This window comes from Aeromonas enterica (assembly GCF_054052465.1).
The window spans coordinates 32703-46923 of sequence record NZ_JBSTYL010000032.1; the positions used below are offsets into that span (position 1 = coordinate 32703).

General features: G+C 60.5%; 16 protein-coding genes. 9 read left to right on the top strand and 7 right to left on the bottom strand.

Going from position 1 to position 14221, the window contains the following annotated elements:
* Positions 1–82: 82 nt before the first annotated feature.
* Positions 83–898: a polyphosphate kinase 2 gene (ppk2, locus tag ACW5XD_RS21760; RefSeq protein WP_456496703.1), complete on the bottom strand. Its 816-nt coding sequence runs from the start codon at positions 896–898 to the stop codon at positions 83–85.
* A 261-nt stretch (positions 899–1159) separates the two neighbouring features.
* On the opposite strand from ppk2, the gene ACW5XD_RS21765 reads away from it, so the two are divergent.
* Complete coding sequence (locus tag ACW5XD_RS21765) at positions 1160–1960, top strand: alpha/beta fold hydrolase (RefSeq protein ID WP_456496689.1); 801 nt, start codon at positions 1160–1162, stop codon at positions 1958–1960.
* A 72-nt stretch (positions 1961–2032) separates the two neighbouring features.
* Here the strand turns inward: ACW5XD_RS21765 and ACW5XD_RS21770 are convergent, their stop codons facing one another.
* From ACW5XD_RS21770 to ACW5XD_RS21780, 3 genes are all read right to left on the bottom strand, one after another.
* Positions 2033–2839: a MipA/OmpV family protein gene (locus ACW5XD_RS21770; protein ID WP_456496690.1), complete on the bottom strand. Its 807-nt coding sequence runs from the start codon at positions 2837–2839 to the stop codon at positions 2033–2035.
* Between the two features lie 180 nt (positions 2840–3019).
* Complete coding sequence (locus ACW5XD_RS21775) at positions 3020–4090, bottom strand: AI-2E family transporter (protein WP_456496691.1); 1071 nt, start codon at positions 4088–4090, stop codon at positions 3020–3022.
* A gap of 15 nt (positions 4091–4105) precedes the next feature.
* Positions 4106–4348, bottom strand: a complete 243-nt coding sequence (locus ACW5XD_RS21780) for a sulfurtransferase TusA family protein (RefSeq protein ID WP_456496692.1) — start codon at positions 4346–4348, stop codon at positions 4106–4108.
* Between the two features lie 121 nt (positions 4349–4469).
* Between ACW5XD_RS21780 and bepA the strand changes: the two genes are divergently transcribed.
* Complete coding sequence (gene bepA / locus ACW5XD_RS21785) at positions 4470–5924, top strand: beta-barrel assembly-enhancing protease (RefSeq protein WP_456496693.1); 1455 nt, start codon at positions 4470–4472, stop codon at positions 5922–5924.
* A gap of 124 nt (positions 5925–6048) precedes the next feature.
* On the opposite strand, the gene ACW5XD_RS21790 is transcribed toward bepA, so the two are convergent.
* Positions 6049–6528, bottom strand: coding sequence for a TlpA disulfide reductase family protein (locus ACW5XD_RS21790; RefSeq protein WP_456496694.1), 480 nt, complete (start codon positions 6526–6528; stop codon positions 6049–6051).
* 60 nt (positions 6529–6588) lie between these two features.
* Here ACW5XD_RS21790 and arsC point away from each other — a divergent pair, with 60 nt between their 5' ends.
* Both arsC and ACW5XD_RS21800 read left to right on the top strand, forming a co-directional pair.
* Positions 6589–6939, top strand: a complete 351-nt coding sequence (gene arsC / locus ACW5XD_RS21795; protein WP_456496695.1) for an arsenate reductase (glutaredoxin) — start codon at positions 6589–6591, stop codon at positions 6937–6939.
* A complete protein-coding gene (locus ACW5XD_RS21800) occupies positions 6936–7331 on the top strand; it encodes a DUF2069 domain-containing protein (RefSeq protein WP_456496696.1) in 396 nt (131 codons plus the stop codon). Before arsC ends, ACW5XD_RS21800 begins: the two co-directional genes overlap by 4 nt.
* A gap of 52 nt (positions 7332–7383) precedes the next feature.
* On the opposite strand, the gene ACW5XD_RS21805 is transcribed toward ACW5XD_RS21800, so the two are convergent.
* Positions 7384–8004: an acyl carrier protein phosphodiesterase gene (locus ACW5XD_RS21805; protein WP_456496697.1), complete on the bottom strand. Its 621-nt coding sequence runs from the start codon at positions 8002–8004 to the stop codon at positions 7384–7386.
* A 182-nt stretch (positions 8005–8186) separates the two neighbouring features.
* Here ACW5XD_RS21805 and iadA point away from each other — a divergent pair, with 182 nt between their 5' ends.
* Entirely contained in the window at positions 8187–9317 is a 1131-nt protein-coding gene (gene iadA / locus ACW5XD_RS21810; RefSeq protein ID WP_456496704.1) for a beta-aspartyl-peptidase, read from the top strand.
* Positions 9318–9408: 91 nt separating this feature from the next.
* On the opposite strand, the gene ACW5XD_RS21815 is transcribed toward iadA, so the two are convergent.
* Complete coding sequence (locus ACW5XD_RS21815; RefSeq protein WP_456496698.1) at positions 9409–10311, bottom strand: lysine exporter LysO family protein; 903 nt, start codon at positions 10309–10311, stop codon at positions 9409–9411.
* Positions 10312–10865: 554 nt separating this feature from the next.
* Between ACW5XD_RS21815 and ACW5XD_RS21820 the strand changes: the two genes are divergently transcribed.
* From ACW5XD_RS21820 to ACW5XD_RS21835, 4 genes are all read left to right on the top strand, one after another.
* Positions 10866–11636 carry an ABC transporter ATP-binding protein gene (locus ACW5XD_RS21820; RefSeq protein WP_456496699.1) on the top strand — a complete coding sequence of 257 codons (771 nt, stop codon included), beginning with the start codon at positions 10866–10868 and terminating at the stop codon, positions 11634–11636.
* Between the two features lie 65 nt (positions 11637–11701).
* Positions 11702–12475, top strand: coding sequence for an ABC transporter substrate-binding protein (locus ACW5XD_RS21825; protein ID WP_456496700.1), 774 nt, complete (start codon positions 11702–11704; stop codon positions 12473–12475).
* Positions 12476–12680: 205 nt separating this feature from the next.
* On the top strand, positions 12681–13421 hold the full coding sequence (locus ACW5XD_RS21830) for an ABC transporter permease (protein WP_456496701.1): 741 nt from the start codon (positions 12681–12683) through the stop codon (positions 13419–13421).
* 3 nt (positions 13422–13424) lie between these two features.
* A complete protein-coding gene (locus tag ACW5XD_RS21835) occupies positions 13425–14117 on the top strand; it encodes an ABC transporter permease (protein WP_456496702.1) in 693 nt (230 codons plus the stop codon).
* The last annotated feature ends 104 nt before the right edge of the window (positions 14118–14221 follow it).

The following is a 14221-nucleotide window of genomic DNA, read 5'->3' on the forward strand; positions in this document are numbered from 1 at the left end:
CATTCAATGCCTTTTTGCCGGTCGCAAGACCGGCTTTTTATTGCCTGCCGTTTAGGAAGCCGGGCAGGCGGAGGGACAGGGATCAGGACTCGAGATCGACGGTAATATCGGGCACAAAGGTCTGGCTGGTGAGGGGCGGGCGCTCATAGCCCTCGGTGTTGATGGGGGGCAGCTTGATGGGCTCGTAGTGGATTGCCTGGTAGGGCACCTTGCTGAGCAGGTGAGCGACGCAGTTGAGGCGAGCCCGGCGCTTGTCGTCCGCTTCCACCACGAACCAAGGACTGTCTTGCGTGTCCGTGTAGGTAAACATGTCATCCTTGGCGCGGGAGTACTCCACCCAGCGCGAGCGGGATTGCAGATCCATGGGGCTGAATTTCCAGCGCTTGATAGGGGTGTTGATGCGCTCCTTGAAACGCTTCTCCTGTTCTTCGTCCGACACCGAGAACCAGTACTTGATCAGGGTGATGCCCGAGCGGATCAGCATCCGCTCGAACTCGGGGCAGGCGCGCAGGAATTCGCGGTATTCGGCATCGCTGCAAAAGCCCATCACCCGCTCGACCCCGGCCCGGTTGTACCAGGAACGGTCGAACAGCACCATCTCGCCGGCGGCGGGCAGGTGGGCGGCGTAGCGCTGAAAATACCACTGGGAACGCTCCCGATCCGAGGGGGCGGGCAGCGCCGTGACCCGGCAGACCCGGGGGTTGAGGGGCTCGGTGATCGCCTTGATGACCCCTCCTTTACCTGCGGCATCGCGTCCCTCAAACAGCACCACCACCTTGAGTCCCTCCTGTTTGACCCACTCCTGCAGTTTGACCAGCTCCTCTTGCAGGTGGGCAAGGTGGTGCTCGTAGCACTTCTTGTCCAGACGCGGCCGCTTCTTGCTCTTCTCCTTCGCCATGCGCTTCTCCTTTTGGCATCCTTTCATGGGTGACTTCTTTGAGTCACTTTCAGCTTGCACCAGTGAGGCGCCACTGCCAAGGGGGACGTGATACACTGCCGCCCCATTAATAGCGGGCAACAGAAACAGAAGAAAACATGAGGCAATGTATGGCGATTGACACTGCCGCCTCATCAGCCGCTGGCAATAGAAAAAACATGAAGCCATTTATGGCAATTGGCACTGTCGTCTCATTATCAGCAGTTGGCAACAGGAGAAAACATGAAGCAATTTATGGAGATAGCGGGCCGCCAAATGGCCTATCTGGATGAGGGGCAGGGCCCGGTGCTGCTGTTTGGCCACAGCTATCTGTGGGACAGTGCCATGTGGGCGCCACAAGTCGCCGCGCTCAAGAGCCAGTACCGTTGCATAGTGCCCGAGCTCTGGGGCCACGGTGATTCCGACCTGCTGCCGGAAGGCCCTTGTACCCTGGCGACCCTGGCGCGGGATCACCTGGCCCTGCTCGATGCCCTCGGCATCGACGAATGCGTGCTGGTAGGTCTCTCCATCGGCGGCATGTGGGGTGTGGAGCTGGCCAGCATGGCGCCAAGTCGCCTCAAGGGCCTGGTGCTGATGGACAGCTTCGTCGGCCTCGAGCCCCAGATCACCTGTGAACGTTACCTCGGCATGCTGGGCATGATCGAGCTGCTCGGCACCGTGCCGGCACCCATTATCGAACAGGTTGCCCCCATCTTCTTTGCCAACCAGCCTGACGCCGCCCTGATGAGCGGCTTCAAGGCTCGCCTCGCCACCTGGCCGACCGACAAGGTGGCCGCCATGGTGGCGGTGGGGCGCAGCTTCGTGACCCGCGAGGATCGCATCGACTGGCTGGAAGAGATGGCTGTGCCGGCGCTGGTGATGACCGGCTGCGAAGACAAGGCACGCCCCGTGCTGGAAGGGTATCTGATGGCCGAGGTGCTGGGTTGCCCCTTCAAGGAGATCCCGGCGGCGGGCCATATTTCGTCGCTGGAAAATCCCGTCTTCGTCAATCAGGCCCTGGCGGCGTTTCTGGCCGAACTCTGATACCGGCACGGCAGTGTTACTGACAAAGAAGGGAGCCATGGGCTCCCTTCTTGCTGGTGACGGCGGCGCAGCTTACCAGATATAACCGATCCCGAAGCCGGCGTAGAGCTCTCCCTGATGCTGAACGAGGGGACTGTTCTGAACTTCCTCATCATAGCGCTCGTAGTTGGCGGCGAACATGCCGATCCAGTTGGGGGTGAAGCGGTAGCTGGTGACAATGGCCACCATGGGGGAGAGGGTCGTCCCCGTGTCCCATGCCGGCCGTTGCGCCGTGGCCTCGCTCTCGGAAACGCCGCCAAAGTAGTAGTTCGCCATCTTGCTGCTGCGGATCATCATCCCCATGCCGGGCATGATGAGCAGCCGGTCGCGGATGATGGGAAAGTCGGCCCACAGCAACAGTTCCTGGCCGTTGCTGCGCCCGGTGACATCCGTACTGAGGCGGGTGCTGAGCAGGGCGTAGGGAGTGATCAGGCTGGCACCCATCCCCCCTTCCAGCTCCCACTTGCGCGGCTCCATGCCGTTGAACTGCGTATATTCGTCGGGATCCAGGTTGCCAAAGCGCAGCCGGCCATAGCCGTAGGCTGCCAGAGCATCATCCTTGTAGAAGTAGTAACGGGCCCGATCACCCAGGTACATGAACTGGTCGCCAAAGTAGAGAAAGCCGGGAATGACGTAGCCTGCGGCATCTTGCGCCTGGTAGCGCGCATCCCCGCCGATGACGGCCGTCCCCAGCACCAGCCCCTTGGGAACGGGGCTGGTGGGGCTGTCGTGGGCGAACACGTCGAGGGTACCCAGATCGATTTCGGCATGAGCAGGAGCACTGAGCAGTATCAAGGCGGTGAGTGCGCTGGCAAGCCGGCACCCGTGAAGTCGAGTCATTGTCTCTCCGGTTCCATGTGCGTAAGGAGTCGTTGTGTGGTGGTTGACACCATGGATCTGGATAGTAGCGCATTTTATCCGGGCGCTGACACAGCCAACACGATGAACCGGCAGACGATGCAGGGCATCTTCGAAGAGATGCCCTGTGGAGATGAACCGATGCGCAAGATAAGTGCCCCGTCAGGTGCCAAGATGGGGGGCGTCATCCCGCTTGGGCCAGGCGTTGAGCACGGCCTTGACCAGAGTGGCGAGGGGAATGGCGAAGAAGACGCCCCAGAATCCCCAGAGCCCGCCAAACATCAGAACGGCGGTGATGATGGCCACCGGATGGAGGTTGACGGCTTCGGAGAAGAGCACCGGCACCAGCAAGTTGCCGTCAAGGGCCTGGATCACCAGATAGGCCACCATCAGCCAAGTAAACTCCGGGGTCAGTCCCCACTGGAACAGGGCCACCATGGCGACCGGTACCGTCACTGCCGCCGCCCCTATGTAGGGGATAAGCACGGAGAAACCGACTGCCACCGCCAGCAGCACCGAGTAGCGCAGTCCCATGAGGGCAAATGGGATATATGTGGCGACCCCAACGATCAGGATCTCGATCACCTTGCCCCGGATGTAGTTGATGATCTGGTCGTTCATCTCCACCCAGACCCGGTTGACCAGGGTGCGGTTGCGCGGCAGGAAGCGGCGCAGGCCGCTCATCAGCACCCGCTTGTCCTTGAGCATGAAGAACACCATTAGCGGCACCAGGATGAGATAGATGAGGATGGCGACGACGTTGACCAGAGAACTCAGGGAGGCGCTCACCAGATGTTCGCCACCGGCCAGAATGCGCTGGCGAATGTTGTCTATGATGGTCTCGACCAGCGTGACGTCGATGAGCTCTGGGTATTTCTCCGGCAAGGTGCGCACATAGTCCTGGGCATGGGCCAGCATGGCGGGGGACTCTTTGGCCAGATTGATGCCCTGGCTTACCAGCGTCGGGATAAGACCCAGGAATGCCATGACGGTCACTGCGATGAACAACAGCAGCACTAGGCTGGTGGCGAGGGCGCGGGAGAGCCCGGCCCGCTGCAGCCGGCTCACCGGCCATTCCAGCAGATAGGCCATTACCAGCGCCACCAACAGCGGCGCCAGCAGATCGCCAAACAGCCAGAGCACGCCGAAGCAGGCCACCAGCAGCAGGAACAAGGTAACGGCATCGGGGTCGGAGAAACGGGTCTGATACCAGCGTTTGAGAACGTCTAACATGACTGCATCCTTTCGTTACGGGGACGATGACGGTGTCTTCGCCCCGACAACCAACTGCAAAGAGATCGTATTGTCCGGTGCCTGCTGCAACGTGAAGGGATGGCCCTGGCGTTGCAAATAGGCCGGAATATCCTGCCGGGAGCCCGGATCTGACAGTCGAATGGACAGGGATTGACCAGGTTGGGCCTGACGCAGCCAGAGTTTGAGCTGGATCAGCGGTTCGGGGCAGCGCCAGGGGGTCAGATCGAGGTGTTCCATGAGGGCTCCATCGCGCATGAGGGGGCTATTATGGCCGTGATGAGAGCACGAAACAACGCTTGTAGCCCTTGAGGGGCAAGGGTATTCTGCCGAGGCCCCTTCTGATGGAGATAGAGATAACGTGGCACGCTTTTCCCCCCTGATGGCATCGCTTCCCCTGCTGGCTTCCCTGATGGGCGCCACCTTCCATGCCCAGGCGAACAACCAGCTTCCCGACATCGGCACCGCCGGGGTGGCCGCCCTGCCCATCGAGCAGGAGGTGCGCTATGGCAATGCCTTCATGCGTTTCGCCCGGGCCGGTCTGCCCATCATCGATGATCCCGTATTGAGCCAGTACATCGATGATCTGGGGCAGCGCCTGCTCTCCAATGCCGATGGGGTACGTTTTCCGTTTACCTTTTTCCTCATCAATGATCCCAGCATCAACGCGGCCGCCTTCCTCGGCGGGCGGGTCAAGGTGCACACAGGTCTCTTCCTCTATGCCGACAGCGAGAGCGAGCTGGCCTCGGTACTGGCACACGAGATCACCCACGTGACCCAGCGCCACATCGCCCGCTACATGGAGGCGCAGGCGAGCAGCTCCGCCATGACCCTGGCCGGGCTGGTGGGCTCCATTGCGCTGGCGGTGATCAACCCCACCGCCGGGATTGCCGCCCTGCAGACGACGCTCGGCCTCTCCATGCAATCGGCCATCAACTATACCCGCGAAAACGAATACGAAGCGGACCGGATCGGCATGAAAACTCTGTATGACGCGGGTTTCGATCCCATGGGCATGGCCAATTTCTTCCAGAAACTGGCAGCGGAGTATCGCTATGCCAGCAAGCCGCCCGAGATGCTGCTGACTCACCCGCTGCCCGAGACCCGGATCTCCGAAGCCCGTGGCCGCGCGTCCAGTTACGCTCGCCGGGACCTGCCCCCCAGCCTGGACTTCTGGCTGGCCAAGGTCCGCATTCAGGTGCGTTATGGCACCGAGAGCCCGCAGGCGCTGCTCAGCTATTTCGACAACCGCCTGCAGAAGGGAGATTATCCGCTCAAGGATGCGGCCATTTATGGCAAGGCGCTGGCGTTGTTGCAGCTCAAGCGCACCGACGAGGCCGATCCTCTGATGCAGGAGTTGGCGACCCGTCACCCGGAAGATCTGTTCGTGGTGGATGCCCTCACCGACATCGATCTCGCCAAGGGGCGCAGCGCCCAGGCCATCGCGCGGCTGGAGAAGTTTCGTACCCGCATGCCGGACAACGAAGTGGTGGTGGTCAACCTCGGCAACGCCTATCTGGAAGGGGGCAACTACAAGAAATCCATCGCCATCCTGGACCCTTACGCCCGCGAGCACGAAGAGAACAACCTGGCCTGGAGCCTGCTCTCCGATGCCTATCGCAAGGCGGGTCGCATGACCGAACTGCACATGGCTCGGGCCGAGATGCTCTCCCTGCGCGGGGATTATCAGGCTGCCATCGATGAGCTGATCGTGGCCCGTGGCTCCACCAGCGACAAGCTGACCCTGGCCAGGCTGGAAGCGCGTATCACAGAGCTGGAGCGGGCGAAGAAGGATCTCGACAGCCTGAAAGGGTGATAGTTCAGCAGGCTGCCGTGATAGCGCGGGGTGTGTCAGCGATGACGCACCCCGTTTCATTTTCCATGGGTGCCGAGCGCCATAAGGCGGCGTGGTGGGCGGCTCCCAGGCGTGGCGGGGGGCGCTAGCGAAATGCCGCCGCCTGTTTCTTGAGGGTGGCAATCTGCTGTGCATCGAGTTCGCCGACGATCGTCTGTTGCAGCTTGCCTTCTGCATCGAGCAGATAGCTGGTAGGCAACCCGGCCGGGCGGGGGAAAGGCAAGCTTGCCGCATCATCGGCGATCAGCAGCGGAAAGGTGACCCGGTAGTGGCTCGCCAGTGTCGCCAGCTCGGCCGGGGTGCTCGGGTCATAGTGAATGGCCACTACGGCGAGGGAGCCTTCCCGCGCCAACGCCTCCAGCAGCGGCAACTCGCGCAGGCAGGGGGCACACCAGGGGGCGAAGTAGTTGACCAGCAGCGGCTGGCCGGCAAATTGCGCCAGTGTCGCCGGCTGGCCCTGACCGTTGGTGAATTCGGGCGTCGGGGTGCAGGCGCTCAGCAGAGCGGCCACAATCAGCCAACAAATTCGTTTCAATTCCTTTCCACTGCCGCTTACCCTGACCATCAGTTTCCCCTACAATAGCGCCGTTTCTTGTCCCATCTTGCGATCAATCAGGGAGTTACCATGAGCGAGACCCAAATTTACCACAATCCGCGCTGCTCAAAGAGCCGTGAAACCCTGGCCCTGCTGGAGCAGCACGGGATCGCCCCTGATGTGGTGCTCTATCTGGAGCAGGCCCCGAGCGAGGCGCAAATCCGCACCCTGCTGAGCCAGCTCGGCTTCACCGATCCGCGCCAGCTGATGCGCACCAAGGAGGAGCTCTACAAGGAGCTGGGGCTGAGCGAGGTGAACGGCGATGCCCTGATCCGCGCCATGCACCAGCACCCCAAGCTGATCGAGCGCCCCATCGTCATCAGGAATGGTCAGGCCCGCATCGGCCGTCCGCCCGAGCAGGTGCTGGAGATCCTCAAGTGACCACTCGCTTCGCCCGTCTGCTGACCCTGGTCGGCTTCTTTGGTCTGCTGGGGTGGGTCATCCTCTGGCATACATGGCTCTCCCCTCACCCGGACCTCAATCCCTGGCTGTTGCCGGTGATCTGGACTGTGCCCCTGCTGTTCCCGCTCAAGGGCATAGTGCAGGGCAACCCCTACACCCACGCCTGGGGCAACTTCGTGTTGATGCCCTATTTCCTGCACGCCCTGACCCTGATCACCACGGACGAGGGAGAGCGTTGGCTGGCGGTGGTGGAGCTGGTATTCACCATACTCGCCTTCGTCGGCACCATCTATTATGCCCGCCTACGTGGCCGCGAGCTGGGGCTCAGCATTCGCAAGAAGAAGGGTGAGCCTTCACAGCAAGAGAAATAAGGCCTGCGTCAGTGCACCTTTATCTGCAAACCGGATCCTGGGTCCGGTTTTTTCATGGCCGCAAGCCGGCGCTGTCGCCCGTCTCGCGATAGTGGGCGAGCTGCTGCTCGCTAAAGCGCATCAACTGGGGATAGAAGCGCAGAAATCCCTGCTCGCCACTGTGCCAGCTTGCCTCGTCCAGGGTAGCGAGGGCATCGCCCAGCAAGATGGGGCGACGCAGCCGGTGGCCTATGCCGTTGAGCGCACGGCCGAGCCCCTCCCTGTGACGATAGGAGGCGATCCAGTTCTGCTCCGTCATCCGCTTGAGTGCAACAGGCAAGCCATCCGGCAGGCGCTGATGATCCGCCAGCAGCTGCCCATAACTCTGCTGCAGGAAACGGGGCAGGGGCACCTCGCCAAATTGCGACCAGTGCAGGCTGAGCCAGTGGTCGTAGAGCATGTCCACCAGGATGCCGCCAAAGCGGCGCCAGGGCGCCTCGAAGCAGGCCACCGCCGCCCTGTGCTCGGGGTGGGCATCGGTGAAGGCATCTATCTTGCGATGCAGCCAGATCCCCTCATCGAAGGCGGGACCGAGCGTGCTTGGCAAAGGGCCTTTGACGAAATCCCCCAGCAGGTTGCCGGTGAGGGAACTTTGGGTATGGGTGGACAGATGCAAATGAGCCAGATAGTTCATGACGGTGGATGTCGACCAGCAAACGGGCATTGCGAGTGAGACTAGCGGATCCGACCGTGCTTGCCTATGCCGAGCAGACTCAGACATCGTCAGGAAGTGCTTTCACTGGTGTACGAGTGATGGGTACATTGCGTTATCGCCGCGTTTTTCTGGTGCGGTCATTTTTACAAGGAACAAGCATGATGTTGACCCTGATCGAGGGTGCCGAACTATTCAGCCCTACCCACCTTGGGCAACAGGATCTGCTGGTGGCCGATGGCCGCATTGCCTGGATTGGCAAAGGGTTGACGGTTCCTGCGAATTGGCCCCTGAGCCGTGTCGATGGGCGTGGCTGCTACCTGATTCCCGGACTGGTGGATCCGCTGGCCCATATCACCGGGGGCGGTGGCGAGGGGGGCTTTGGTTTTCGCACGCCCGAGTTGGCCGCCGGGGAGGCCCTCAAGGCGGGGGTGACCACGCTGGTGGCGGCGCTCGGCACCGACAGCCTGACCCGCACGCCGGCCCAGGTGCTCGGCAAGGTGCGTGAATTTCGCGCCGCCGGGGTGAGCGCCTTCATGTATACCGGCTCCTACCATCTGCCCGTCAAGACCCTCACCGGTGCGGTGGAGTCGGACATCATCCTGATCCCCGAGGTCTTGGGGGTGGGGGAGGTCGCCATCAGCGATCACAGATCCAGCGCCCCCACCCATGACGAGCTGGCCCGGCTGGTGGGCGAGGCGCGGGTGGCCGGGCTGCTCTCGGGCAAGAGCGGCGTCAGCTTCTTCCATCTGGGGGATGGCCGCGGGGCGCTGGCACCGCTGCGGGCCCTGCGCGATGAAACCGACATTCCGCTGTGCCAGCTCTATCCTACCCACTGCAACCGCAACCCCTGGCTGTTTGCCGAGGCGATCGCCTGGGGCAAGGCGGGAGGCTGGGTCGATCTCACCACTTCCAGCTTCCCCGATCTGGTGGAGGATGGCGAACGACTGGCTGCCGATGGATTGATCGAGTTGCTGGCCGCCGGCGTGCCTGCCGAGCGCATTACTTTCAGCTCAGATGCCAACGCCAGCCTGCCGCGCTTTGATGGCGAGGGGCGCCTGATCGAGATGCGCTGCGGCCAGATTGCCAGCTTGTGGCAGGAGTGCGTGCGCGCCTGCCAGCTCGGGGTGTCGCTCGAGGTGGCGCTGGCGGTGGTGAGTACCCATCCGGCACGCGCGCTGGGATTGACCGCAAAAGGGAGGATCGGAGTGGGGCAGGATGCGGATCTGCTGCTGATCCATCCCCACTCTTTCGCCATCGAGCGGGTGATGAGCGGCGGTCAGTGGCGCGGATAAACGGCGGATAGCGCGAGAGTGTTGTATATCCAGATGAAAGAAGCCCGACAGCAATGTCGGGCTTCTTTGATTCTGCGGCGGCAGGTGTGGCCTAGATCGCCAGGAAACCCAGGATCAGGATGGGGCCGAGCAGACTCAGGATAAAGCCGGAGACGATGGCCACAGGCACCATCTGGATGCCGCCGGTTTTTTGGATGACCGGCAGGGTGAAGTCGAGCGCCGTGGCGCCGCCGTAGCCGATGGCAGCGGAGGGATGGCGTCGCATTAGCATGGGAATGATGAGGATGGCGATAAGCTCGCGGCCCAGATCGTTGATAAAGGCGGCAGAACCCAGCACCGGGCCCAGCTTGTCGGCCACCAGGATGCCGGAGAGCGAATACCAGCCGAAGCTGGAGCTGAGGGCCAGGGCGTGACTGAATGGCATGTCCAGCAACTGGGCCGCCAGCAAACTGCCCAGCCAGCTGCTGATGATAACGGTGAAGGCGATCTTCATGCCCCAGGGGTTGAGCAGGATCTGGCGCAACCGCATGCCGGAGTTGCGCATCTGCACCCCGATGAGAAACAGCAGCAGCATCAGGGCCCACTCGCTCCACTTGTCGATGGGCAGAGCTTGCAGATCGACCAGCAACCCCAGCAGCACGCCCCCCAACACCACAAAACAGAGCTGGAGGGATTCCCACAGCAGATGCAGCTTGCTTGGCATCTTGCCATCGCTGGCCTCATGGGTCGGCGGGCTGCGCTTGTCCAGCCACCAGAGCGCCAGCAGGTTGCAGACGGTGATGGCGGTCAGCATCACGCCGGCCACCTTGAAGATCACCGCCAGATTGCTGCCCAGGTTTTCCACATAGGCCAGTCCCAGCCCCATCAGAAACAGGATGAGGTAGACCATCTTGCCCAGACTCTGGTTGACCAGCTTGATCAGTCGGGCAGAGGAGAGGGGAACTAGATAGCCGATTGCCAGTGGCAGCAGGATCAGCAATACATTGAGCAACATCGGGGCCTCGATCACAAAAACTGATAAAAATAACACCTTATCACTACTTATTGGCTCTGTGTCACATTTCTGTGTGTTTGGATGGCTCATCCGGGGCTTTTTATCAGATTGTTATGTTTTTGGTGCAACAACCTGCACTCATTTGTCTCAAAGGCCCACCTTGGTGCGGCGAACTTGCAGCAAGAGAGCTGCAATAAAATCAAGCTCCTCGCCCATTTTTCAACAAGATGCAAACAGTGGCTTGATGAATAAAGTCGTTTTCTCCATCTTCCTGTCATGATGTCGGAATTTTCTTGCCACCCTTGCGATCAGGGTATAAAAAGGCGGTGTCGCCCATCTGGGTTGGACAGAGTTTTATGCAGACAAAGTGCTGAAAAATACCAGCAAGACCAATAAAAACACAGACAAAACACCAAAGACCTCTGTTCTGTATTGTTTTTTAACTATTCGAGTGATATTTTCGCTGAAGGTTGCCATCGGTTAACTTTTTGTTAAATTCATGATGGTGTGAGTCACGCCGTAGCGGCGTCTAGGGACAGACAAGGTTGTAATGCATGAGTGACGTTGCCGCACTGGAAGTTCGTGAATTGCACAAGTATTTCGGCACCCACGAAGTGCTCAAGGGCATCGATATGACCGCCCACAAGGGAGATGTGATCTCCCTGATCGGCTCCTCCGGCTCGGGGAAGTCGACCTTTCTTCGCTGTATCAATCTGCTGGAAACGCCCTCTTCCGGCACAGTTTCACTCCATGGCGAGCTTATTCGCATGAAATCCAACCGGGCCGGTGAGCGGCTGCCGGAGGACATGCGACAGGTAGAGCGCATTCGCAGCCGGCTGGCCATGGTGTTTCAAAGCTTCAACCTCTGGTCGCACATGACCATCATGCAGAACATCATAGAGGTGCCTATCCAGGTGCTGAAGGTGCCTCGTGCCGAGGCCATCGCCAAGGCAGAACACCTGCTCAACCGGGTGGGATTGTGGGAGCGGCGCGACTACTATCCGGGCCACCTCTCCGGCGGCCAGCAGCAGCGGGCGGCCATCGCCCGGGCGCTGGCGGTAGACCCCGAGGTGATGCTGTTTGACGAACCCACCTCGGCGCTGGATCCCGAGCTGGTGGGAGAGGTGCTCGGCCTGATGCGCGAGCTGGCCGAGGAGGGGCGCACCATGCTGGTGGTGACCCATGAGATGTCGTTTGCCCGTGATGTGTCGAACAAGGTAATGTTTCTGCATCAGGGGCGCGTGGAAGAGGAGGGCAATCCGAAGGAGATCTTCGCTCATCCCAAGTCTGAACGGTTCAAGCAATTCATCTCTTCCATCTATTGATGGGCGGGATTTATCTTCAACAAACTGCAACGTCAACAGTCGACGACTTTATCAAGGAGAGATACATGAACAAGCTGATGCTGGCGACTGCCATAGTCACTGCCCTGTCTTCCGGCAGCCTGATGGCCAAGGAGTGGAAAGAGGTGCGTATCGGGGTCGAAGGTGCTTATCCTCCCTTCTCCTGGACCGAGCCCAGTGGCGAGGTGAAAGGCTTCGACATCGACATCGCCAACGCCCTGTGCGAAGAGATGAAGGTGAAGTGTACCCTGATCAAGCAGGATTGGGACGGCATCATTCCGGCGCTGCTGTCGCGCAAATATGACGCCATTATCGCCACCATGGATATCACCGAAGAGCGCAAGAAGAAGGTGGACTTCACCCAGAAGTACCAGCACATTCCGGCCCGCTTTGCTGCCAAGAAAGGCACCGAGGTCAAGCTCGACAAGGCCTTCATGGATGGCAAGACAGTTGCGGTACAACGCGCTACCTCCATGGATACCTACATCACCGACAACTTCCCGAACGCCACCATCAAGCGTTACGGCACTGCGGATGAAGCCTATCTCGATCTGAAATCCGGTCGGGTTGACTATGTGATGGCCGACTCCGCTGCCATCAGCGATGGCCTGCTGAAGAAGGAAGGTGGCGATGCCTACGAGTTCGTCGGCCCGAAACTGACCGATCCCAAGTGGTTCGGCGAGGGTGCCGGTATCGCGGTGCGCAAGGCTGACAAGGATCTGAAAGAGAAATTCAACGCTGCCATCCTGGCGCTGCGCGCCAACGGCAAGTACAAGGAAATCAACGACAAGTACTTCGATTTCGACGTGTACGGCGAGTAACCCCAACGGCTCGCTACCCTGAGTAGGAGCCGGCGGGATTGCGGCGAATCATCACGACAGGTTGACCCTCGTCTGTAGTCATCGGGCCCGTTGTCTCTCGCAAGGGAGCGATGGGCCCGCTTAGTTGCAATGGAGCTGCATGTGTTTGGTTTGAAAGGATGTTGGGATGGGCGAGCCCGCTCAATCAGTTGTAATGGAGCCGCATATGTTTGATTTGAAAGGATACGAAACCTCCCTGCTGGAGGGCGCCTGGATCACGCTGGAGGTGGCGCTGGCCTCCCTGCTGCTGGCGCTGTTGCTGGGCATGCTGGGGGCACTGGCCAAGTTATCCCCCTACAAGTGGGCACGTGGCATCGCGACCACCTACACCACCGTTATTCGCGGTATTCCCGATCTGGTGCTGATGATGCTGCTGTTCTTTGGCGGTCAGGTGCTGATCAACAGCCTCTGCAGCTGGGTCAACGAGAGCTACAACAACTACCTGCTGGCGAGCAATCCCAACCAGGAGTGGGTCTCCCTGCTGCCCGACTACATCGACATCAGCCCGTTCGCGGCCGGGGTGGCCACCATCGGCTTCATCTTCGGCGCCTACATGACAGAGACCTTCCGCGGCGCCATTCTGGCGGTGGACAAGGGAGAGCTGGAAGCCGCTCGCGCCTTTGGCATGCGGGCGACCCAGGTCTTTGTGCGGATCCTCTTCCCCCAGATGATGCGCCACGCCCTGCCGGGCTTTGGCAACAACTGGCTGGTGCTGCTGAAAACCACGGCGCTGGTCTCCATCATCGGGCTCGATGACATGGTGCGCAAAGCATCCCTGGCGGCGGGATCGACCCAGCAGCCCTTCACCTTCTACATGGCGGTGGCCCTGATCTTCCTGATCTTCACTGCGGTCTCGACCTCGGCGCTCAAGTGGGCCGAACGTCACTATGCGATAAAGACGAGGTAAGCCATGGATTTCTCAATCATTCTCAAAGAGTGGCCGACCTACTGGCAGGGGCTCTACACCACGGTACTGCTGGTGGCGGCATCCCTGGTGCTCGGCCTGGCCCTGGCGGTGCCCATGGGTATCCTGCGCAACAGCCGCAACTGGCTGATCAAGGGGCCGATCTGGGCCTACATCTACTTCTTCCGTGGCACCCCGCTGCTGGTGCAGTTGTTCATCATCTACTATGGCGCCGCCCAGTGGGAGTGGCTGAAAAACAGCGCCGCCTGGGAGCTGTTCGCCCAGGCCTGGTTCTGCGCCCTGCTGGCGTTCACCCTCAACACCGGGGCCTATACCGCCGAGATAGTGCGCGGCGCCGTGCTCAACATGCCCAAGGGGCAGATTGAAGCGGCCAACGCCTTTGGCATGACTCGCTGGCAGACCCTGACCCGCATCATATTGCCCAACTCGTTTCGCCGTGCGCTGCCCGCCTACAGCAACGAGGTGATCTTTATGCTGCAGGGCTCGGCGGTGGCCGGCATCATCACCATCGTCGACCTGACCGGCGCGGCGCGGATCATCAACTCCCGCTACTACAGCCCGTTCGAGGCGTTTTTGACTGCAGGCCTGCTCTACATGCTGCTGACCTTCGTCATCGTCTGGCTGTTCAAGAAGTGGGAAGCCCGCTGGCACGCCCACCTGCGTCCCCGCACCGTGTAATCCCTATAAAAAAGGCTATGTTCCAATTACGTGTTGCATGGGGTGCCCCAGCGCCTCATGCAAACACGCTTTGATATTTACTCCCCTTCCGTAACGCTCCAGCA